This window comes from Aneurinibacillus aneurinilyticus ATCC 12856 (genome assembly GCF_000466385.1).
Lineage (GTDB): Bacteria > Bacillota > Bacilli > Aneurinibacillales > Aneurinibacillaceae > Aneurinibacillus > Aneurinibacillus aneurinilyticus.
Genome location: NZ_KE952892.1, coordinates 45,324 through 67,052, shown reverse-complemented (window position 1 = coordinate 67,052; position 21,729 = coordinate 45,324). Strand labels below are relative to the sequence as shown.

Sequence of the window (21,729 nt, the reverse complement as noted above, 5' to 3'; positions counted from 1 at the left end):
CCCTCCTTACACTTACACGAAAAGATGGGCCACAAATGCAAGGGCTGTTGAACCCATATCTACAGCATCGGGTGCCATCGTTAACAGCTGATCAAATCGTCCGGCCAACCGTTCTCCCAAACTGGTTAAAGCCGTTCCTAATCGTCCATCCGGATTAAAGATAGCCGACAACACCGTTACCGCAAAGCTCACCAACATAATCGCACTTGAAGTCTCTTGCATAAATAATATCCTCCTGTTTTTCCGTTTTTTTGTTTTATCCAATCATGTCCATTTTTGTAATCGAGTCGAAAATCACCGGCAAAACGATTAAGGCAAAGGTCGTAATAATTGCCGTATAGCCAATTAAATCCAGACGTTGCTGATCTTTCTTTTGCTTGTCTTCCATTTGAATCTTCATTTCGCGTTCCAGGAGCTCTTCTTGCTCTCGAATCACTTTTAAATCCGTTGATGTTAAGGACACTTCCAGCATGTTAATGAGGGTCTGAATCATCGGCAATTCATCCATGTGTGTCTCCGCAAATGCCGCTTCCATGGGAATTCCATTTCCCCATCGATGCAAAATCAACTGGAAAGGTTTTTTCAAATACTGCATGTCCCATATTGCCATTTCAATCGCTTGCTCTGGACGAGCATTTGATCCCCTGGCAAATTGATACCGGCGATACCAGCGTCGAACCTCGTTTGTGATACCCTCCTCTTTTCGTAGCCCATAAAAGCTTTGTAAAGATAGGTACGAGAGAGGTGATAAAAAACAGAGTATCGCTAGATACCAAAGGGATGGCACCCAATTCAAAATAATAACGGGTGGTGGGATACATATGCAGGCCATTAAGACAATGAAGGTTCTCGGCTTAATTTTAATTTGGAACCGTGCAAAGTCCCGTTCTAATCTCTGTTCAAAAAAGGAGATCAAATTCTTCCCCTCGCTTTCATTAAGAAAAAGACATACGTATGAGGAAGTAGAAGTGTAATAACACCTACTGTACTCAAAACCTGTCCCAATCCCGTTCTAAAGTAAAATTTGAAAGGTTCATGAATCAATCCAGGCATCACTGTCACAACAACAAATACAACAAAGCCATTCAGTAAAAGACTCGATTTCAACATTCGTTTCTTTACTTTTGCCCCTTGTTCCCGGTCAATGTTCTCATTTTGAAAAGCGATTCGCAGGGATTCCAGGCGCTCAATAATATAGTCCCTCTGTGCGTTTTGTTCCTCCAGAATAAGGAATAGCTTTCCTATTTCAACTAAGTACCGGTTGTCATGTTTGTAACCTTCATTCATAAAAACGCTCGATGCTGGACGTCCAGCAGCCATCCCCTGCCGTATTTGCCTAACAATATGGGAAATAGCTGGGAATTTCTCTGGTTTAACGTGCTCCATTGCACCCTCCAGCGTGCCATAAGTACGAATGAGCGAAGATAAACTGGCTGTAAACTCAGTCGTTTGCTTATAACGAATGACATCGCCAAAAAGCGCTCGACTCTCCTGCAAAAAATATGGAAGCAAAAACACCAGTGCAGCTGCAATGAACGCCATGGGATAATTCATGATGTATTGAACCAAGCCAAATAACAGCGCTGCGATCCCAACCTTCACACCATACTGCCTAAACATGCGTTTTGCCTCCAAGGATGCCTATCTTGTGTAACTGCTGATATAACTTCATCGTTTTTTCACTAAAGGAGAGTGTTTCTAACTTCTCTCTTAGTCTGTCTTTTGCTGGGTAAAACTCGTATTCGTGTGTGTAAACATTGTACTTGGCTAGTAATTCCGGCTTTTGATAGTCAGGATATTGCCAAATTTCTACTAACTTACGAGGTTCACCATCGATCTTTTCTTTCATGACTACCGATGCATCGAGTACATGCGTAATCTGATTCACGGTTGGTTCTAACTCTACATGCTTTTCCTGCGCCATAATTTCTGCCAAATACAGAGGTAAATGCAGCCCTGTGGAATGAGTTGTAAATGGCCCCATTGGATGCCCTGATTTAAAGGCCGTAAGAAGATTTGACACTTCACGAGCACTCAAAATCTCCCCTTGTATAATTAAATCCGCAGAGCGTTGCTTCATGTTTTCATAAAGGTCTTCTAACGTTATATTTTGGGTAGCTGCCGTTTCAACGACATCTACGTCAATACCTTTTGATTTAAAGAACTTATAGAGGTTTAACTCAGGCATGATTTCCATATCAAAAATACGAAGTTTCGGCTCTACTTTAATGAGCTCATACAACAACTGGCGTAACAAAGCTGTTTTTCCTACCCTTCCTTGTCCAATGATGCCGAATGCTGTTTTCGCAATGGTAAGAGCCATTAAAACTTGATATACCGGCTCACTCATCACCCGTGGAACAAAATCCTCTTTTGATAGGAAAACCGAATTATCAATCCGTAGATTAAAGCTGGGATTTGATACTTCTCCTGCCGTAAACGAGAGCCTAGTTCCGTCTGCCAGCATCACCCGATTTACCGGGTTTGCATTACCAGCAGCTCCACCCTCATGATGGGATGTCAATCGATACAGTACAGTAGATACATCTTCTGCATTATCCCAGCAGATAGAAGTAAGTTTCTCCCGATCCCCATTTACGTAACAACGTACATCATTACGCCGATTGACATAAATGTCCTCAATTCTTTTTTCTTTTGCACTCTCATATAAGCGCTCAAATTCAACGTTTTTAAACCCGTATAACATGCTATATACATACAGCACAACTTCTTCGTGATCTGTACATTGAGAGCAAGTCACACCTAGTCCAGAAATAACATCAGAAATCATCTTTCGTAGTGCATGAACCGCTTGGGGATCGCGTTCTTCAGCTGCGCGTTTTAAAGTGTAAATTGTGCTATCGTTCGACTGCTCAATCTGCTTTTGTACAAGCTGCTCGATTTGAGAAAGGGTCAAGTCTTTTACGTTTTGCTGCTTGTGGCTATAAAATCGCGTCATAACGCTTTCGACAAATAATGTCTGGTTCGCTACTGACCAATCCTCGGCACTTTTCCTGTCAAGCGTGACCGCCATCTTGCCAACCACCCTTCTCCTTGTTCTTCTTCTACTCCCAAAATGTCTGCAGCAATTCGGCGTACTGCAGCTGAGTATTCTTTTGGAATGGTTTCAAAATCAATTTCCGCCACTTCTGGAAGAGTCCAATCTGCACGGTCACGGTCAGTTTTCCCGATCCAGACTTCTTCTATCTTGTCATTTAGACCAAATCGATCCAACAATTCCCCATAGAACTGCTCTTCTCTCAACTTTGCCTTCCACGTTTGAGCATGATGACGGATTCGTAGAATACGATGTGCCTGGGCAAAGGTATGTAAACCCGTAGCCACATCAAACCGATCAGGGCAATCCACGATTACTACATCTGCAAACTTATCGGCAGCTTGTAATAAATCACGAATTTTGTAATGAGGCACATCCAAACGGTGAGGTTGCCGAGTACCAGGCAAAAATAAAAAGCCCTGTGTTGTGGTAAACGTGCATATATCCACAATCCGAGGTGTGATTTCCTCGTGACGTTTGAATACAGCATCGATACCAAAATCAGAGCTTCGTTCCTCATCTAAAAAAGCTGTAATATCCGGATGTAGTGTCTCAAAATCAATTAAGAGTGTACGCCGGTTCTGAGCACACTGTTGAGCCAGGTCATAGGAAAAGATGGAGGCCCCCTGACCATTACTTGCAACTGCAATAATCATGAATTGTCTCCCTTCCATGTAAAATAGAACTTGCCTTTGTTTTGTGCGCTTTTCACTTTTTGGAGATCCACTGTTCTGATAATGATCTCCGCAGCCGCTGGATTCCGATCCCTGACCTCACTCCCTGCAATATCTTGATTTTGACGATTATAGTATTTTGTTACTTGGGCACCCTCACTTAATAAATCTGTTCGACCATCCTTATACAGTACGAACAAATCGACCTTACCAAGCTTGCTGCTCATTTCATAAATATCGACAGGAACTCGTAAATTTACGGTATCCTGCTGATACGCTTTATGCCTGATAAACTCTTGCGACACCGGAATACCGGCCGGAATCCCTGTATCCACCACGGAGCCTTCCAGCTTTTCCGGAACCTTATACCATTCACCGACAGTTTCCTTTCTCATCTCAATATCTTGCTTTTGAATCACATAACCAGGTGGCATCTTTATCTTAGCGACTGGAACTTCCCTCAACGTATCATTAGCCCCTGCATTTCCGAAAAAAATAAAGGAGATTCCACCTCCTATAAGGCAACCAACCGCCGCTATCAATAAGGGTCTTGTTTTCTTTGCCATAATGTCCTCCTTATCTTATTTTTTTAAGAAACGAAGCAAGTTGCCGAATCTTAAAACGCCATAGAGTGAAAGTACGCATACAATGAAGCAAATGGTTTCCAATATACGTACTTGGCCTGTTTGTACCATCCGTAGAAAGGCCACAAGTAATCCTCCAGATAATGTGGCAAGAATTCCGCATACGAAAATTAACAATACATTTCCTTTTTGTTCTTGGTTTTGTCGTTTCATATTTCTTCTCCTCCTATAATGGTTATTGAGCCCATGGAAGTAACGCCAGTAACTTTCTTGGCGCTAATTTTGACCAAAAGCTAGGCTCAGGTTGAATATAATCAATATGTGGTAATAACAAAGCTGCTAAATCCAGCATTTCATCCGTATACGGATGTTTTGGATGAAGCAATACAAATGGCTCCCGTTCTGTTTTTAGCTTTTTAATGTCCTTATGATACTGGATGACGCGTGAATCATAAGCTTGTACCATTCCCATAGCTTCCTCTTCTGTTATTCCAAGCCCTTTTTCTGCTCGATTTACTATGTGAATAATTTTCTCTTCCGGGATTCCATGTTGTTGTAATAACAAAGAGGTAAAATTATTTCCTTGTAACGTTTCAAAATCCATATCGGAGATCAATAAAATATAGTCGACTTCATGAATAAGCGCATAAAACACTTCATTCATGATGGTTCCACCATCAATCACGAGTACATCCAGTGCCGATTGTAAGAGGCGCACCACCTCCACTGCAGATGCCGGTGTTAAATTAGTTGGTGCTTCTGCTTCTCCTAATACATCCTGGGTTGGCAAGATGCATAACTCTGTACCCCCGTCAACATGCATTCTCGACCTTACTTCCTCGACAGAAGGCATATCATCCAACCAACTTTTCACAGTCAACGACTCGACAATCGAAAAATGAGAAAGTATAGTACCTGGTTGTTGTGTCAGCTCCACAAGACCAACATCTTGATTCGTATAGGTTTGCATAATCGTGGACAAATTCGCTACCGTTGTGGTTTTTCCTACACCCCCTTTCAATGAAAAAACGAGAACAGTCGTGTTCTCCGGCTTGGTTCTTACTCTCCGTTTCTTCCCTATCTCCCTTGGCCCATACACCTTCATGGCCGGTTCCGGTATCGGGGAAGTTTTTTCTCTTTCTTTACTCTTTGCTTTTGTATCTTGTTTGTTTTCTTCCGGTTCAGCAGAAGGAATCTCTTCTCTTCTTTCTATTGGTTTAGTTGTAACGGCTACTTCCTCCGCTACCTGTCTTTCTTGTTTGATATTGTTTCTTTCTGGATGTTCTTCTCTTACCTGTTTTGTACTTTCCTCCTCGATAGTCTCTTTCCTTTCCTCTTCCTCTCTTTCTGGCACTGGCTTTGGTTTCGCCCGAAGGACAGAACGAAAACGCCCCATATCTAGTGGTAACGGAAAAAGGCTAATTTTTGCCTTCACTGTTTCAAGATATAAATCCATCTTCGCTTCACGAGCAACAATATAAAGAGAAAGATCGGGGAACCCTTCCCTGACATAATTAGCTAAAGCAATACCAGATACATCCGGTAGGGTTGAATGTACGAGCACAGCATCGTATGTGTGGGAACCAAGCTTTTTTCTAGCTTCTTCGCCTTTTCCGACTATAGTAATTTTCATATCCTGTTGTTCTTTCAATTTTTGAATCCACTGACTTTCATTTCTTTGTGGATCGACAACCAGGATGCTATATGTCGTCAATATTTTTTCCTCCTTTCCTATAATCCAAGATATGAAGCCGGATCAACGGCCTTTCCATTAATACGGACTTCAAAATGCAAATGAGGGCCTGTAGACTGCCCTTCCGAGCCTACTGCAGAAATTGTGTATCCTGCAGGAACATCCATACCTGCTGATACGTACAATCGTTTACAGTGGCCGTACCAGGTTTGTACACCATTTCCATGGTCGATCTTTATCAGGGTTCCGTAGCCCCCAGCTGAACCCGAATACACAACCTTACCTGCCATAAAAGCATAAACAGGTGTCATCATGGGAGCAGCTAAATCAATTCCAGCATGAAGCTTTTTTACTTTTGTTATAGGATGAATACGATATCCAAACTTGCTTGCAACTCTAAAATTTTTAAGTGGCATCACCTTGGCTCCTGGGACTGTTGCTACAGGACTCCCTCCGGCCTCCCCTGTTGCCGGAATTTCAGCAAATAAGGCCGCCTGTGTTTTGATATTACTTACATAGGTCCAAGAATGGTTATAAGCATATATTGCTTTGTCCATGTCTTCAAAAAAACCAGAGGCCTTAAGATAGTTAGCTGCCGCCCTTGCAGAATCCCGTGGATTAAATGGATCGCCACCCATTCCAAACTCGCGCCATGTACCCGGCATAAATTGGAAATGACCGATTGCTCCGGCTTCACTTACCATCAATTTTCCTGTTTTCGGGTTTACATATGTGCCAAATCGCGTCTCAATAAAGTGGAAAGCAGCAAGATAATTCCACGGTATTCCAAACTCTGCTTCGACTTCTTTGTAAATCTCCATGTACTCTGGAGGAATCATAGAACTGGCCAATTGGCTTGGGTCCGGCGAATCGATTCTCGAAGTGAGTGCATATTGAGAATTAAAAATCCAAGCAAAAACAAGGGCCTGGTCCGTATCTGCATTTGATTCAGTTATTTTGTTGATTGCCGTAAAGGCTGACTTTCTATCTTTCCAGTCTACTGAAGAAAGATAATGGGCAACGGTCCATACAATATCATCAAACCGATCTCGCTCTGGAGGAATAGGTACGTGTTCTTTGATTTCTTCTTCTGTATGTTCCTCCTGCCACCATTCCCATTCTCGCTTAGAATATTTGTGTGCTTCCCAAAACGAATCTGGTAAATCAAACGCATCTGTTCGCTCCACAAACCAGAAGAATCCCGGCTCCCGAGCAAACCTGGTTTGCACCAAATGAATACCTGCAAGTACAGTCCAAGGCACATCAAACGCTTGCGATGCCGGGATATACCATTCTGTGATTAAATCTGGAGGAATATAGACCTTCTCTGCGTTCTCTTTGTACTTTTCAATGGCTGTCTTTTGAAGCCAGGCCGCTGAATCATTCGTTCCCAACATTACGCCGAATAAAAGGAGAAGCACCAATGGACACAGAATAAAGAAAGCTATCAATGCTAAGATTATTTTTTTCGGTAATCCAGGCGAACCCTTGTTAGGTCCGTATTTTCTCCAAATCGCATACGCTTTCCGGACCGCTAAAACTACATTCAACCTTTTTGTCTCTCCCCTCAGCTAATGTAACTTAGCAGAGGCTTCCAATCGGATAATACCTTTTCTGTGTCCATAATGAGATAAGAGCTCGGATCAGCATAAACCATAAATGATGGCTCCCTCTGAAGTTCATTTTCATAAATTGCTGTTGGGATACTTTCTAAGGTTCGATTAACAATGATGATTGTATCGGGCTTGATTTTTTTCTGTGCTCGATTCAATGATTCAAGGGATGGATCAGTGATTAATACATGATGAACTACTTTGTCCTCATCTTCTTCTATTGATTCCGGTGGAGCGCCATCTACAAGCACCCATCCTTTCTCGGGCCATTCGGGTAATTCTTTACTTGTCCTCACCTTAATCCCTTCCTCTTCTTTAATCATGAAGGTACATCCCTGTGTATCATCCAAAACAATTACTTCCTTCTGTTTTTCCTTAAGTGAACGGGCCAGTGCAACCAAGGCCGTTGTTCTTCCACTTCCTCCTTTAGCACCTTCTATATACACCACATGTAACAATTGCTTCTCATCAAGAGAATCTAGTTCTTGCTCTTCTTCCCATGTTTCCTCCAATTCCTCAAATTTTTGACGAATCTCATCGGCCATTTCTTGAACTACCTGTTGAATCATTTCTCCATTAATCTTTTGGCCATCATTTGCTACCAGTGTACGGCAACCCATTTCATCAGCAGCCTGAATAATCTTTTGTCCCTTTGCATCATTTGAGCCGACAATAATAAGCACCTGAGCATCTGGAGAGTGCTCCAGAATGGCACGTGCCATTTCATCCGATTTATACACACCGCCTACTTTGTTCCTTTTCAGTAAAATGGCCATATCAATAGGCTTGCAATCCTTCAAATGCTTCTGTAATTCCGCCAAATTCTTCACCCGGCCACTTTCCTCAAAATCATCCAGTTCCTTTCGTAACCAGTCCTCCTGTTGTTTTGCATTGCAAGCTAACAATAATTGAGGGGAAACATGTTCTCCAGTCTCCGTATTCTCTTCCTCGAAAAAAACAATGTCCTCCATTTTCATGGCTCCCTTCCAGTTATTTTTAGGCATAAAAAAGCCGCCTCACCTGTAGCGAGACGGCTTACCGCTGGCACTATTTATTTTTCCTACACTATCATATTACCACATAGAAACGGCAAAAAGTGTGCTCAAAAAAGTGCACGAAAAAGTGCACAAAAAAGTGCACGATTTATACCATACTTTCCTTTCTTTGCTGCTCAATCCACTCCGCCATCGTACTCGGATTATTGGATTCTTGTTCTGTCGACTCACGAATTGTTGCCACTATCTGATCAATATCTGGCGTTTTAAATGTTTGCACTTCATCTCCCACCTCTTGTAATACATTCCTTTCTTCTTGAATCGCAGCTCGTAGCCTTTCTGTCAAGTGAACCTCGGTAAAATCAAGTTGACGTATACGATCTTGTTCTTCTACAGTGAAAAAGCCACGCTGTTTTTGCGCAGTTTGAATGCTTCGACGTTCCATCTGCATATTCGTTAATTCCTGTGTTGCCTCTTCTTTCTCCTTCCAAGCCGATTGTAAATCACTTTGTCGATCCTTTGGTACAGATGCCAGGATACGCTCCTGTTCATGATTCTGAATTTGTTCCATACGTTCTATCATATCTGGTGTCTTTTGTTGAACCTGTGATAATGCTGCATGTTCCTCACGAAGTTCACTCAATGACATTCGCCCAAGCTCTATATTATTCAGTTCCTTACGCACTTCACGCGCACGGCCAGCCATTGGATTAGATTCAAAGGCTACAGGATCCTGTTCCCTTACGCGCTCAATTTTTTCCCATTCATCACGCAATTGCCGTTCCCGCATACCAAATTCTTGTTGGGCTTGTTCCACTTCCTGATCGCGTTGGATATCACGATTTTCGGCATGTTGACGAAATATTTCTGCCGCCGGGCCAGCACCAGAGGCGATAAGTAAACTTTGTAATTCTGACCGGTTCTCAGCTATTGCATTTTCCATTTGCGTTACGCGAGAGCGTCCTCCACGTTGAGCAAATAGGGCCGGGCTTTCGTGTTGCTGTCGACTAAACTCCGCTAGCTCTGCCTCCAGGGAGCGCCCTGTATCATACAGAGAATTCACTTGACTACGTTCATTCTGACCAAGATTCTCTAATGCACGTTGCCATTCCGTATGTTGAATGTATTCCAAATCGGTGCGATCAGCTGGCGAAAGCACTTCATTCTCGCTCAGACGTGCCTCATAGGCCCCTCGTTCATTACGAAGCTCATCCATGCCCATTGCCTCAATTTCATTCATACGTCGTCTATCCATAGCCTGGAGCGCTTCATTAGCCAAATGACGATTAAGAACGCCCTGACTTCCAGCACCTAAGTAATTACGGAGAGAAGAACGTGCTTCACGTTCACTTTCTGAGTATTTGTAACGATCAGCTGAACCGATGCCGCTAAGTCTTGCGTAAGCAGAAAGTAATTCATTTTCTCGTAACTGGTTGCCCTGTAGTTGACTTTGAAGATGCTGCAGCTGCAAATCTCCCCCGCGTTGTAAAAACCCTGTAGGATCAGCAAGTTGTTGCTGTAGTAATGCATTTTGTTGCTTATGAAGTGATTGACCTTCTCCCCAAATACGATCCAGGGCAACGCGATCCTGGGCACTCATCATGCTACGAATACGATTTCGTTCCATCTCCTGAATTCGACTTAAATCTTGTCTTTCACTTGCTGACAATCGTTCACCTGCATTCAGACGATTCTCATACATTTTTCTCTCCGCCTGCAACTGTGGAAGCCCCATATTCGCAAGATTTTCATTTCTAATTTGTTGCTGCAGCTGTCGTTCCCTTGTAGCCAAACCACTGGACGCATATCGCTCAGGATTCTCACGTTTAATACGTTGAAGACTCATAAGCTCTTCTGTTGCATTGGCTTTTGTATTTTGGTTCGGACCTTTATTTGTGAGGCGTGGATTTCTTCGACTATGCTGACCAAAAACATTTTCGACTTTCTCTTTTGTACCACGCTTTTTAAATCGTTCAGTTGCTCGCTTGGCCATACCTGTAATAACAGCCAATCCCTGAACATAACTCTTCCATACTTTTGGTGAAAGGATAATCGCTGTAACCAGGATACCAAGAATAATGATCTGTTTAACAATATAGTGAAACGAAAACTTGCTGACAATATACATTAGCAACATAATGATAGATAGATACAAAGTTGCTGTCACCTTTAACAGTAAAAAGCGCAACATAAATACCCCGTATGTACGCAGTACCCTCATCCCCCATTCGCCTAAAAGTGGGAGAACCGGGGCAAAAGGCGACACTGAAATACCACCAAGAAGTAAAAGCCCACTTACAAACATTAAACCTGCTACAACCCCAAATAATATAAGCGAAAGGATTGAGTTAATCAAAGCAAACCAGCCAACCTGTGTACGAACAGGAGGCCCGATTTCATGCATAAGCTTAGAAGCTATGGGGCTACTATGCTCAAGGTCTTGATCAGCTAGAACCGCCACAAGCGCTTTTCGTTCATCACTTCCTGGTTCATATTTAAGAAACTCTGTTTTCCATGTTCCACCCGTAGATACAGTAACGCCTTTCCTCTTAAGTTCGTTACTTTCTTTCACATTAATTTGGGGAGCATCTACACTCCCAAACTGTCCAATGGTCCATGGATCGTCTACAATAACTTTCCATAGCATGTTTGTTGTTTCCATCATTCGTTTGATACCACCGGCTTGTGCTTGCTCACCTTTCGAGGGAGATTCTAAGTTTGCAATATTCAACGTCATGATAGAAACACCGTCCGACAATTTAGACGCCTCTCGGGTAACATCTCCAATGTTTTGAATCAATCCCATCATGATTCCAGACAAAATGAACGAACCAAAAAATAGCTTCATCATCTTGCCCTTTTCACCATTAATCCACTTAATCAGGACAAAAATCATCGTAAACAGGGAAGCAAGCGAAAATACCTGACCATAGATGGTATTTGTTGTTGCCTGTATTTGGCCCTCAATCTCCTTTATGCCATCAGCAAAAATATTCGTGGAAAAACCAAGTTGGAAAATAAAAATTCCCATCCGGACAATTGCAACGGACCAACGAAAGATCATCGAGGCAAAGGAGTTATCCATCGTGTCAGAAGGTCCGTTCCATTGAGGAATGATTCCATTCATCTCCACGATTTGTAATGCTGTATCCCATTTATAATTTTCTGGAGCTGCTTCTTTATAGGCCGGTTTCATTCCTGGAACATCTATTTTCATATCCTTCTCGGTTGGATATAAATTATTGATAATCGAGTCGGCTGTAGCGTCCGAATCCGCTGAAGCAAAAGCTGCCAAAGAACACAAAAAGAGCGTCAAAATGATTATATATACGCTACGCTTTGGCATAATGACCTCCTTTCACTAAAATAAAAAACACCATTTCAAAAATGGTGTTTTGGTCTTTGTTAATAATCAATATTCGGAACAGGAAAATTCTTATCTGCTCCATTCGCATGTTTTTCATTGGTATCATATACAATAGCAACTCCGTGGAGGTTTTCCCTCCCAGCTAATTCAATGTACATAGGCACACAAACAAGCAATCCTTGGGGAACACCTGGCATTACAACAATTGATTTCACGATACGATTCGGTTCATAACGAGGCAACATATCACTACCATAATCAGCAATCAGTTGCTCCGGTTTATCCAGTTCTTTAGGGATTTTCTTATCCGGAAAGAATTGAATATAGTATTTATTCTTTATTTTTTCAAAAAGTTCGTTTTCTGTTTTAATTCCTTCTGTATGAAAAATATCATACGCAAATTGCACAGATGCCTTCTGTGCCTCATCTAATTGATTTATCGATACGACTTTCCCATCTGCATGAATAGGAACAGGAAAACCTTCTGCCGGTTTCTCCTCTTTTGGTTTGGCAGCCGCCTGCATTTCTTCCTGTTGCACTGGAACCGGTGCACTACTCGGCTCCTCTTTCTTCCCACACCCTACCGTCACGGTTAGAAGAAAGGCTGCTGCTAGAAGCATACCTTTAAACTGTACTTTCATGACTTCTCCCCCCATAATCTTCCTATCTGTCTTACACTCACTATATCGACAAAAAGGAGCCTTGTGAACATATTTTCCAAATCACATACACATTTACTTAGAGATATTCCTTATCAAACTAAGAGATGTCTAAGAAAATATTGGATAAGTAGGTTACACGACAGAAAAATATTAACAGAACAAAGACAAACACTGCTTCTCCCGCATTAATTTTCCGACGTTTTTTATAGCTATATCCTAGCTCGAATAGTTTTACGCAAAGAACGATTAACGCAGGATAAAACAAAAGTTTTGCACCCATGACAGTTATTTTTAAGGAAAGAGACATACTTGATATGTAAGCTACCACAGCAAAAAACAGGGAAAAAATAAGGGTAGCTATCATAATAGGCTTATCTATTCTTCCATTTTCCTTATATCTACGTCTTAATTCGAGTAATGAAATCAAAAGAAATCCTAAAACAAGATAAAACAAGCCTTTTGCTGCTAGTATAACTACCTCCACATTCTTCCCCCTTATCTTGAAATTTTTCTATATTGATTTGTTACCTGGCTGCATAATACAAAAAGTGACCAATCGGAATTTCTTGCTCTTCAACTAACAAGGAGGCCATTTCCTTTCCGAGCTGCGTAAATCTTGTATTCACCTCTTCATGTTTTGATAACGGTTTGTTTATAATGTCCATCATTTGACGATACAATCGCCTAAACTCATCAACATAAGCCATCTGTAAGGTAAAGGTATACCATGTAACTTCGTCTGTATCTTCATCCTCTGGCTTTGGATGTTCTGATGTATAACTGTCGCAAACAAATTCCTCACTTTTTGAGCAAGCGCATGAACGTTGATGTCCAACATGGTAAAACACGAGTTGTTCAGCAGCACCGTTTTTATCCATAATTTCAATCTTTACTTTGCCAGTTGATACACACTCAGGAGAGTACGTGGCTACCCATCTATAATCATCATGCCTATTGCTTTTTAACACAATTTTTTCCGATGTGGATGATAGCACAAAACCAGAGTATGAACCTTTTTCTGTATACCAGCTCACTCCCATTCCCTTTTTGATTTTGGTAACATCAAATAGTCCATTTTCTTGTAACATCCTAATCTTCTCCTCCCTAATTTTATAGCCCGACAAGTTGATTGCTCATATCCCATCGGGCTGATTTCTCGCACTCTATGCTGCTTTTTTTCCCTTTTTCTTTCGTTTCTCTTCTGCTGTATCGTTAGCTGTATCGAATATTTTCTTCCAGGTTTCAGGAAGCCATACATAAATTTGATTTGTTCTTCCCTCGATATCTCGGAAATAACACCATCCAGATTCGAGTCCTTGGAAACTCGGTACCATATCTTCGACCGATGAGGAAATGCGAAGCATATCCATGGCGTCGGCAATTTCCGTCTCCGAGTTCATCCGGAAACAGAAGACAATCCCCACATTGTTTCTGATTTCCTCTGCTGCTACGTCTGATGCTTCCTGCGTAGCCAGGAGAGGTACAATATTGAGGCTTCGACCTAGTTTGATAAACTCTTGAACCAGTTGTGCACCTTGAGGGATTTTCGTTACAGCCCATGATTCGTCCAAAGCAAACATTTTTACAATTTCCTTTGGTGCATTCAACATGAGCTCCTGGCCCATTGCTGTAACAAGATACATAATACCGATAGAAAAACGTTCAACTGGTGTTAAAACACGCTGATCCATCTCCTTCGAGCTTTTTGGAAGAACAAGCCCGCGTAAATCCGCAATTACCAACGGATATTCAGAGAGCGCCATCTCTGTCGGGTCATCATGAAACACAATTTTCCCCAATGGATCATCTTCATATGATTTCAACAGCATTAGGCATCGACGCGCCTCTAATTTAAGCATTTCATCTTCTTCATAATCTACAATAATCTCAAGCTCACGTTGAAAGTGTTTCATAGAAGGATATGGATGTTGCATAGTGGCTTTAACAGCCTGGGCAATTACTAGCCTTCTTTCCTCTGTCCGAGATTCTAACAGCAATTCTAAATAGCCCTTGGCAATCTCCCAAGCTTTCTCCAAATTATGAGAAAGTCGAAAAATATTAAGACGCGTTGACTCTTCACTACCGGCACGGAACCGCAGCACTTTGGTATATGGCCTGAGCCATGGAAACTCAAGGAATACATGGTCTTCTCCCTTTGGGTCTACAGAGAAGACCTTGCCACCTAGTAGGAGATTTTCCATGATAAGCTTTTTCTTGAGCATACTCTTCCCGCCGCCAAGCGTCCCCAGGATAACAATAGTTCCTGCTTTATTAAGTTCCCGACTCATTGGCCGCGCCATGTTATAACGAACCGGTGCCCCCTGTAAGGTACAACCCAAATATGGACCAGCGGGGTCCCCTATCTCATTCGAGCAGTGAATCCCGCTTGACGCTAAAAAACCCGGGTCCATCGGAAACGACCAGTAGTCTTCCATGTCTCCTCCCGGGATGAATGCTTGAAAACAACGTAAGGCATCTCCTACGCTACGCTGAAAAATAAAATGGCGTGGTCTATAAAAGGTTTCAATAGTCCGCGCCCGTTCCTCCATCTGTGTTTTTGAAGTAGCAGAAATACATAAAATGGTCTCTGCCCACATCAAAGGCTGCCCTTTCCCTAGTTTATATTCCAAATCGCGCCCCGCTTCATCTGTTTCAATCATGCTGTCCGGAACTTCTTTTCCACTTTCAACTAAAGATTTCGCTTCCCCTCGATACTCCTTTCGTTTCCGGCGTAGCCGTATCTTTTCGTCTCCAGGCTCAAGAATATTAAACCGGACACTCACATCAACAGGAAAGTCATTAATCATTAGCCAGTACAGCCACTCGCTATCTATTGCAGGGTTATCATCCGGAATATCAACCAAGGATAAAAAAGTCTGATAGGATACTTTACCTTCCCCTTTATCTCGATGATGCACCTCTAGACTTTGCATATTTTGTTTGACATATGAATCTCCAAACATTTTTAACATGGCTGCTTTCTTTTGTCGGAAGTACGCTGTTCCTCTTTTTTCTACCAAGGACACAGGCGATTTATCTGTGATATGCAACTCCGGCTCGCCAATAGCTCGTAAGAAATTACGTTTAATCAGACGTTCTGTATCCCTGGGGGTTCCTTTTGCCATCCGACATGTTCCTTTTAACTGCGAATACAGGCTCTTTTCTAAATTGATCGCCTCTTTAACCTGCTCCAGCTCTAAATCCACGCGTCGGCCTAATGCCTGTAACCCTGTATCTGTGATGATTTGATACCATTTCTTTGCCTGGGCTTTAAAATCATCCTTGGTTAAAACCTCAAAACCAGAATCCAAGTGACGCTTTTTCGGTAGCTGTAAAAGAATATATAGATCATGCGTCCATGGTGGTTGAATATCCAGTTGCTCTCGCTGTGCATCATTCCATTCCTCAAATGCCTCGGGGAATCGGTTCTCATACTGTAGATTCTTCGTTTCTTCCAAGTATTTATCAGATGATTCCTGACGAGCCAGAAGTAAAAGCTGGCCTTTCCCCCGATATACCCAGAATAAGTTTTCTAACTTTTTTAACACATTTTGTTTATACCCTTGTGACTTAAACATAATTTGACTAATAGGAATCTTATAAACAGCGAGCGTTGCTTTTTTTGTAAAAATAAGATTCCTTTCAAAATAATCAACGGTAAAACTATCACCGATGATTTTCTTAGCTGCTTGCCCCATTTGACTCCTCCTCTCCTCCAATGTTTGGTACATACTCTACTTTTGTCTCTCCCGCCTGATGCAAAAGGCGAACTTCCCCACGACCAACCTCAAGCGTAGTCGGACGTAACCGGTTCAGGACGGTTTTTTTCTCCTGCAGCTTTTCAAATGTCCCTACCTCAATATTTACCTGCCGTGATATAGGATGAAAGGTAAATCGGGTGGCTCCCCGGGTTTTAAATGTAAGACCTGCAAATTTCTTAGCCTGCCCCTGGAGGGGCAGGATGGCATATTCAGTTTCGCCTTCTTTTCTTTCGGTCACAGGTCGAAACGGGATTTTCCATATTGGCTTCCATGTCTTTTGAAGCTTTACCGGCACAAAAGCCCGTGTCGTTTTCGGTACCCGAAATATGAAATAGGGAACATAGAACAACCAGACGATTAGGGGCTTTCCAGCTGTTGGTACCTTAAGCAATGCGTACATTTCCAAACATGTCAAAATTAAAATCACCCAAAAACGAGAAATCACAAAAGGAATCATCCCTCCCAATGACAAGAGAAATGTAACTAATGTGTTAAACAAAAAAAGAATGGGAAAGACCATCACCGAGCCAAAATTAATATCAATATCGTCCAAAAATTTAATAGGCAGTGTAAAATCCTGCTTATACAGCCCCTTATATGACTGATATCGCATCTTAACCTCCCAGTCCGATGGCCTGTTTAATAACTTCCATTACTGATTTCGACGGGTCTGAGCTGGCAATAAAGATAATAAGAAAAGCACCAGCCAGTAGTTCGACAACCATTGCCCCTTTTTTACCCTTTGCATAGGCACGAATAGCCATAAATGCTGTTAGCAAAAACACAATCGTTACCAATTTAGAGCGTATACCTGTATCGGCTGATTCAATACTCCAACCTGCAGCAAATACGTCCGTTTGAAATACAAGGGTGAAGCAAGCTGCTAGAGCAAGCAATATACCTGTACGGAACACCTGAATTCCTCTTTGTTTTTTCTCCTTACTCACCATGACATTTCCTCCTATTCGTTCATGGAAACAATATAGAATTTCCCTTCCTGCTCCTCAACCTCCAAGTAGTAAGACGCACCATATGAAATGGTGGTAAAGGGATCGCGTACTCGAAGATTTACGAGCACAAACCATGTTTTGTCCTTTCCAAATGCGTCAACACGATCTAAGCGTTCAAAGGTAAATAGCTTGTTTTGAGGTTTAGGTGCGTTTTGTACCCTCTTGAAAAAGTTAGCAATGTCCTCGGATTTTTCCGCCTCAAAATAAACCTTATAGAACGACTCCAGCATTGGTTTCATTCTTTCTGCCGCTTCTGTATTGCCTTGGCCAGACGTTGGTAAAACAGCCGAATTACTTCGTTCTACCCTTTCAAATTTCGGGTACTGTAAAATTTGGAATTTCCCTTCTTTTCCTTCTGTAACCGGAACATCTACCCGATAAATCAATCGCTTGGATTTTTCACGCATCTCCATATCAGCTGAAGCACGATCACGTTCTACAATTGCTATCATTCGTACATTCATGTGATGACCGGATAGAACATCGCTTTTTATCGGCCATATTTCCACCACACGTTGCGTCACCTTATCTCCATCACCCACATTCGCCGTTCTAGGATCAGGTAATTCTGTGAACAAACGAATTGGCTCCGGGCCTCCTTTGTCATAGGTAAGATAAGAACGCAGAAATGCCGCTGCAAAGCCCTCCGCTTCTTGAGTATTTGCTGGTATTGGATCAACAGTCATATCCAAGATAGTTTTATAGAAGGCATAACCACCTCCATATATGGCAAGGAAAATCCATAACCCGGTTAAAAATCGTTTCAAGACTTCACCTCCTTTCTAGTTGAATAGCCTACACAAAACAAAAAGGACACCAGTAAGGCCATAATGGCTGTTATTGGTGTCCTTTTATTAGATGTATACTCATACTTCTTCCTTAAAACCTTTGTTTACATCGTGAAATTTACTCCCATTCGATCGCATCTTCTTCCTTATTACTTTCCTCATCTTTCTTTACGTTCGTTGCCTCTTTCTCATCAAAGAAGCCATTAATGCTTTTGAATTGAAAGCGAATGCTCTTTGTCTTTCCTAAAAAATCACTTTCCTGCAGCTCTTTTTCACTTACTTGAAAAGGCATGTCCATGAGAGAAATGCCCTCTTTATCAAGTGACTGCCATACAGACGAAAAAATTCCCTGTTCGGCAAGCTCTTCAAAATGGGCTACTGCTACAAATGGGATATCAACACTACCAGCACTAAATTTACGCCACAACTGCAATATTGTTCTTCCAGCGCTTTTACCTAGATAGACAAACAAGAGCAATGTTTTTCCTACACTCTTCGGTCGATCTATCGTTATCAATTGTGAATGCTGCAGCAACATGGTTTCTAGGACAGCAAGGCTTTCCGTACCATTTAAAATATCTAGGTAGATATTTCTCTTCTGATTTTCATAATAAAAAACACCGTAGCTGTTCATCTTCAAAAGTGGCTTCTTCTCATCTTCCTGGTACCGCTGCATAAGTGTGCGTCGACCGGTCCATTCCACTATCCCTGCATCGGGCATTTCTCTTGTGCTACGAATCATTTCACAGAAAATTTGATTGGCCAGAAGAATACTCAGCATACTGCCCGGAACTGTCTCCCATTCTTTTGGCTGAAACATAGCCAATTCGTTCCGGAATTCAGCCACATATTTTGCCTGATTCGGCATCAAGGAATAAGCCTTCGCCCCGCGTTTAATTTCCGGTACATCCACTTTACGAATCTGCTTATCCTTAGACATTTTTTGTAGATAACTATAAACCGTTTTCTGTTTCCAGCCATGTAAAATAGCCAGTTGTTGCGTGGTCATTATTTCGTATTCATATAGACTTTTTTTAATTTCCATTTTGCTATTCATGAATCTGATTGCCTCCTACTAAAAAGGTAGAATGCATAGGACAATCGCTTACGGATGAAAGGATTAACTTTCTGTTGTGTCCAATGTGGTAGGACGGCGACTGTGTACCCTTTGTATAATAAGGCCATAACCTTCCATAACTGCACTCCTCCTGTTTCCCCAATAAGCACCTTATCCTCTGTATGGGCTACAACGTCGCAACGTACTGCATGACCATACAACATCATCTTTTTTTCCTTCTGGATGAAGGGATGTATATAACTACGTCGGATATAAAGCTGAAAAAGTTCCTTTAGAAAACGATGATTCGGACTTTCTTTTTCTGAATCCTGGGCAAATGAAAGGGATGCTAATGTAAGCCATGTCGGCATATCTACATGTAGCATCCCCGATTGAATTCTCCATTTTCCCTTTTTCACTTCTCTCTCAAATTGAGCTTTATCGCTCTTATATCCTGGGTAACGATTCCACTCATCACTATAACGAAAGGCTCCATCCCATTCTTGCGTTTGTTCGGTCACTACCTCCAACATACCGGACTGTTCTACTCGATTCCGGAGTGCCGGATATAACTTACGACCTGGTAAATTCCATGCTTTATGAATGGCCCTCCGAATTTCACTACTATGTGCCTTACCTAACTGCTTAAAAAAATTATCTGGCAAGGGGCACTGTAGCCATTGGCTACTCAATTGCTTCAACCCGTTCCTGGCTGCCTTCCGTTTTCATGGTTGGTTTTGCTATATCAGCAAGGAGAGCTTCATCGGTATTACCCCTTGATAACCCAATGGCTTGTTGTTCCCACTCGGCCTTTTTTAGCGTTTCCTTTGCATCTTGCAAATTCCCCTCTACTTCATAAATTTTACTGGCCATTGTCAAAACCCCTGCATTTGTACGACAACGCTTGTAATCATCTTTCAAATCTTTTAATTGTTTTTCAAAGGATGGTATTGCACCCTTAAGTATCTGTATTTTCTCCGCTAATGTTACTTTTAGGGGTTGGTCCTCATCAAAGAGATAAAATTGTTCATTAGAAAACCTAAATTTTATTCTCCCTTTACTGTTCTTATCCATATCAATCAAAATGGACTCTCCAGAGTAAAGGGAAATACTCATATCTAGCACTTCGTCTAAATCTGCTGTATTAAAGACTATCTTTGTTGGAAAAAACTTGTTAAGTTCCTTCAACTGGGTTACTGTTAAATCCTCATTTATACTATTCATTCGAATATGAACATAAATGTTATGCTCATTTGCTGCCCGAATAAAAGCTGAGAATTGATTAAAGTTCAATTCATTTATAAAGCTTCGGGATTCGTACAATACTATATATTTATAGCCAGCTGAAGCAAGTGTATCCATCAATTCTATTAGTCGATCTAGCAATCCTCCATTATTTCCAAAACACAGGTCATTAAATTGGAGGTTAATCAAACCACCGGTTAAATCAGAAGCCTCTAACATATCAGGGGAAATATTGTTACCCCCTAATTTTTCCGTGAATACTACAGTTTCACTCATTTGACTAATCATTACTACCTTTTGGTTATTCCTTACTAGCTCTGAAACTAAATATTTAATAGCTAGTTTACTACCACTTCCGGTTTGACCAACTACTGCAAGGTTTTTGTCAGAAGCTTTCTCAATGATTTTCTCTTGAGGAATATACAGAGGCTCAGAAGCCAGCTTTTCCGTGTGCTTCAACAAAAACGCCTCTAGTTCATTAAGCAAAAAATCCTCCATCTTTTCTGTTTTAGAAAGTCCATCTATACCAAGTCCCCAGCCAGATAACAATAACCCGTAAGAATAAAAACGACCAGTTTCAGCCATCTCCTCCTTTTCAAACTCATCTGCTTCACGCAGACAAAAGTCTTCTTTCGATTTATCAAATACAAGCTCACGATATAATTTTTCTCCGCCAATTGCACGTTCCAAAAATCCAGGGTCCAGTACTTCTCCATTTACACGAGTGGAAATACCAATAGAGTAGAAATCGTCCGAATTTGAAATATTTCGCTCTGCCGGTATAGGATATCGATTAACTCTCAATGTAATCTTCTTATCTCCTGCTACAACAATCCTCGCTTTTTGTTCCATCACTATCCCCCCTTTTTTTGTTCCATGCTTATCGCATGGAATGAGATACTTCGACTATCGTCTCGTATCTCGACGCGTCGATTTCCTCGCGTATTCCGCTATGTCTCGGCCTGTCCCTTCCTGCCCGTCATGTCGGCTGACTCGCTATACTCGCCAGCCTCCCCACGGTCCCTTGGTCCATCATCCGACATAACGAACGCGACAAAATCTCCGCTAAATAAACAATGTAAAAACAACAAAAAGCCTTATTCTATAAGGCTTTACGCTATATCATACAGATGCATCACTTCTGTTATCATTACCATAGCTATTGCGATAACTATTGCTATACAAATGACACCATAATCATTCCTATAACTGTTCCTATAAC

General features: G+C 41.7%; 21 protein-coding genes. All 21 read right to left on the bottom strand.

All coding sequences use genetic code 11. From position 1 onward, the window contains the following. Positions 1-12: 12 nt before the first annotated feature. Positions 13-222 carry a hypothetical protein gene (locus HMPREF0083_RS22330; protein WP_040304473.1) on the bottom strand — a complete coding sequence of 70 codons (210 nt, stop codon included), beginning with the start codon at positions 220-222 and terminating at the stop codon, positions 13-15. Positions 223-256: 34 nt separating this feature from the next. Then, on the bottom strand, positions 257-610 hold the full coding sequence (locus HMPREF0083_RS28415; RefSeq protein WP_148316046.1) for a hypothetical protein: 354 nt from the start codon (positions 608-610) through the stop codon (positions 257-259). A gap of 302 nt (positions 611-912) precedes the next feature. Continuing rightward, positions 913-1,620, bottom strand: a complete 708-nt coding sequence (locus tag HMPREF0083_RS22320) for a hypothetical protein (protein ID WP_021624126.1) — start codon at positions 1,618-1,620, stop codon at positions 913-915. After that, positions 1,613-3,034 carry a P-loop NTPase family protein gene (locus tag HMPREF0083_RS22315; protein WP_021624125.1) on the bottom strand — a complete coding sequence of 474 codons (1,422 nt, stop codon included), beginning with the start codon at positions 3,032-3,034 and terminating at the stop codon, positions 1,613-1,615. Before HMPREF0083_RS22315 ends, HMPREF0083_RS22320 begins: the two co-directional genes overlap by 8 nt. Further along, positions 2,989-3,714, bottom strand: a complete 726-nt coding sequence (locus tag HMPREF0083_RS22310) for a CpaE/TadZ family protein (RefSeq protein WP_021624124.1) — start codon at positions 3,712-3,714, stop codon at positions 2,989-2,991. Before HMPREF0083_RS22310 ends, HMPREF0083_RS22315 begins: the two co-directional genes overlap by 46 nt. Next, positions 3,711-4,298, bottom strand: coding sequence for a CpaB family protein (locus HMPREF0083_RS22305; protein WP_021624123.1), 588 nt, complete (start codon positions 4,296-4,298; stop codon positions 3,711-3,713). Before HMPREF0083_RS22305 ends, HMPREF0083_RS22310 begins: the two co-directional genes overlap by 4 nt. Positions 4,299-4,313: 15 nt before the next feature. Continuing rightward, entirely contained in the window at positions 4,314-4,529 is a 216-nt protein-coding gene (locus HMPREF0083_RS22300) for a hypothetical protein (RefSeq protein ID WP_021624122.1), read from the bottom strand. A 22-nt stretch (positions 4,530-4,551) separates the two neighbouring features. Then, positions 4,552-6,030: a CpaE/TadZ family protein gene (locus tag HMPREF0083_RS22295; protein WP_021624121.1), complete on the bottom strand. Its 1,479-nt coding sequence runs from the start codon at positions 6,028-6,030 to the stop codon at positions 4,552-4,554. Between the two features lie 17 nt (positions 6,031-6,047). Further along, entirely contained in the window at positions 6,048-7,559 is a 1,512-nt protein-coding gene (locus tag HMPREF0083_RS26645; RefSeq protein ID WP_021624120.1) for a peptidoglycan DD-metalloendopeptidase family protein, read from the bottom strand. A 17-nt stretch (positions 7,560-7,576) separates the two neighbouring features. Further along, positions 7,577-8,626, bottom strand: a complete 1,050-nt coding sequence (locus HMPREF0083_RS22285) for an AAA family ATPase (RefSeq protein WP_021624119.1) — start codon at positions 8,624-8,626, stop codon at positions 7,577-7,579. A 139-nt stretch (positions 8,627-8,765) separates the two neighbouring features. Then, a complete protein-coding gene (locus HMPREF0083_RS22280; RefSeq protein WP_021624118.1) occupies positions 8,766-11,963 on the bottom strand; it encodes an MFS transporter in 3,198 nt (1,065 codons plus the stop codon). 59 nt (positions 11,964-12,022) lie between these two features. Then, on the bottom strand, positions 12,023-12,625 hold the full coding sequence (locus HMPREF0083_RS22275) for a hypothetical protein (RefSeq protein WP_040304471.1): 603 nt from the start codon (positions 12,623-12,625) through the stop codon (positions 12,023-12,025). Positions 12,626-12,743: 118 nt separating this feature from the next. Then, positions 12,744-13,130 (bottom strand): hypothetical protein, encoded by a 387-nt coding sequence (locus HMPREF0083_RS22270; RefSeq protein ID WP_021624116.1) that lies wholly within the window; start codon positions 13,128-13,130, stop codon positions 12,744-12,746. A gap of 40 nt (positions 13,131-13,170) precedes the next feature. Beyond that, positions 13,171-13,734, bottom strand: a complete 564-nt coding sequence (locus HMPREF0083_RS22265; protein WP_021624115.1) for a hypothetical protein — start codon at positions 13,732-13,734, stop codon at positions 13,171-13,173. 75 nt (positions 13,735-13,809) lie between these two features. Beyond that, on the bottom strand, positions 13,810-16,344 hold the full coding sequence (locus tag HMPREF0083_RS22260) for an ATP-binding protein (RefSeq protein WP_021624114.1): 2,535 nt from the start codon (positions 16,342-16,344) through the stop codon (positions 13,810-13,812). Next, positions 16,328-17,020 carry a hypothetical protein gene (locus tag HMPREF0083_RS22255; RefSeq protein WP_021624113.1) on the bottom strand — a complete coding sequence of 231 codons (693 nt, stop codon included), beginning with the start codon at positions 17,018-17,020 and terminating at the stop codon, positions 16,328-16,330. Before HMPREF0083_RS22255 ends, HMPREF0083_RS22260 begins: the two co-directional genes overlap by 17 nt. A 1-nt stretch (position 17,021) precedes the next feature. Further along, positions 17,022-17,357 (bottom strand): TcpD family membrane protein, encoded by a 336-nt coding sequence (locus HMPREF0083_RS22250; RefSeq protein WP_021624112.1) that lies wholly within the window; start codon positions 17,355-17,357, stop codon positions 17,022-17,024. Between the two features lie 11 nt (positions 17,358-17,368). After that, positions 17,369-18,184, bottom strand: coding sequence for a conjugal transfer protein (locus tag HMPREF0083_RS22245; RefSeq protein ID WP_021624111.1), 816 nt, complete (start codon positions 18,182-18,184; stop codon positions 17,369-17,371). 139 nt (positions 18,185-18,323) lie between these two features. Next, positions 18,324-19,262, bottom strand: a complete 939-nt coding sequence (locus HMPREF0083_RS22240) for a replication-relaxation family protein (protein WP_021624110.1) — start codon at positions 19,260-19,262, stop codon at positions 18,324-18,326. Beyond that, positions 19,259-19,954, bottom strand: coding sequence for a hypothetical protein (locus tag HMPREF0083_RS22235; protein ID WP_040304469.1), 696 nt, complete (start codon positions 19,952-19,954; stop codon positions 19,259-19,261). The genes HMPREF0083_RS22240 and HMPREF0083_RS22235 overlap by 4 nt, the downstream gene beginning before the upstream one ends. Continuing rightward, positions 19,947-21,359, bottom strand: coding sequence for a hypothetical protein (locus tag HMPREF0083_RS22230; protein ID WP_021624108.1), 1,413 nt, complete (start codon positions 21,357-21,359; stop codon positions 19,947-19,949). The genes HMPREF0083_RS22235 and HMPREF0083_RS22230 overlap by 8 nt, the downstream gene beginning before the upstream one ends. Positions 21,360-21,729: the final 370 nt, after the last annotated feature.

Coding starts and splice junctions, on each gene's coding strand:
- HMPREF0083_RS22330 (WP_040304473.1), bottom strand. CDS start 222: ATGCAAGAGACTTCAAGTGCGATTATGTTGGTGAGCTTTGCGGTAACG.
- HMPREF0083_RS28415 (WP_148316046.1), bottom strand. CDS start 610: ATGGCAATATGGGACATGCAGTATTTGAAAAAACCTTTCCAGTTGATT.
- HMPREF0083_RS22320 (WP_021624126.1), bottom strand. CDS start 1,620: ATGTTTAGGCAGTATGGTGTGAAGGTTGGGATCGCAGCGCTGTTATTT.
- HMPREF0083_RS22315 (WP_021624125.1), bottom strand. CDS start 3,034: ATGGCGGTCACGCTTGACAGGAAAAGTGCCGAGGATTGGTCAGTAGCG.
- HMPREF0083_RS22310 (WP_021624124.1), bottom strand. CDS start 3,714: ATGATTATTGCAGTTGCAAGTAATGGTCAGGGGGCCTCCATCTTTTCC.
- HMPREF0083_RS22305 (WP_021624123.1), bottom strand. CDS start 4,298: ATGGCAAAGAAAACAAGACCCTTATTGATAGCGGCGGTTGGTTGCCTT.
- HMPREF0083_RS22300 (WP_021624122.1), bottom strand. CDS start 4,529: ATGAAACGACAAAACCAAGAACAAAAAGGAAATGTATTGTTAATTTTC.
- HMPREF0083_RS22285 (WP_021624119.1), bottom strand. CDS start 8,626: ATGCCTAAAAATAACTGGAAGGGAGCCATGAAAATGGAGGACATTGTT.
- HMPREF0083_RS22280 (WP_021624118.1), bottom strand. CDS start 11,963: ATGCCAAAGCGTAGCGTATATATAATCATTTTGACGCTCTTTTTGTGT.
- HMPREF0083_RS22275 (WP_040304471.1), bottom strand. CDS start 12,625: ATGAAAGTACAGTTTAAAGGTATGCTTCTAGCAGCAGCCTTTCTTCTA.
- HMPREF0083_RS22265 (WP_021624115.1), bottom strand. CDS start 13,734: ATGTTACAAGAAAATGGACTATTTGATGTTACCAAAATCAAAAAGGGA.
- HMPREF0083_RS22260 (WP_021624114.1), bottom strand. CDS start 16,344: ATGGGGCAAGCAGCTAAGAAAATCATCGGTGATAGTTTTACCGTTGAT.
- HMPREF0083_RS22255 (WP_021624113.1), bottom strand. CDS start 17,020: ATGCGATATCAGTCATATAAGGGGCTGTATAAGCAGGATTTTACACTG.
- HMPREF0083_RS22250 (WP_021624112.1), bottom strand. CDS start 17,357: ATGGTGAGTAAGGAGAAAAAACAAAGAGGAATTCAGGTGTTCCGTACA.
- HMPREF0083_RS22240 (WP_021624110.1), bottom strand. CDS start 19,262: ATGAATAGCAAAATGGAAATTAAAAAAAGTCTATATGAATACGAAATA.
- HMPREF0083_RS22230 (WP_021624108.1), bottom strand. CDS start 21,359: ATGGAACAAAAAGCGAGGATTGTTGTAGCAGGAGATAAGAAGATTACA.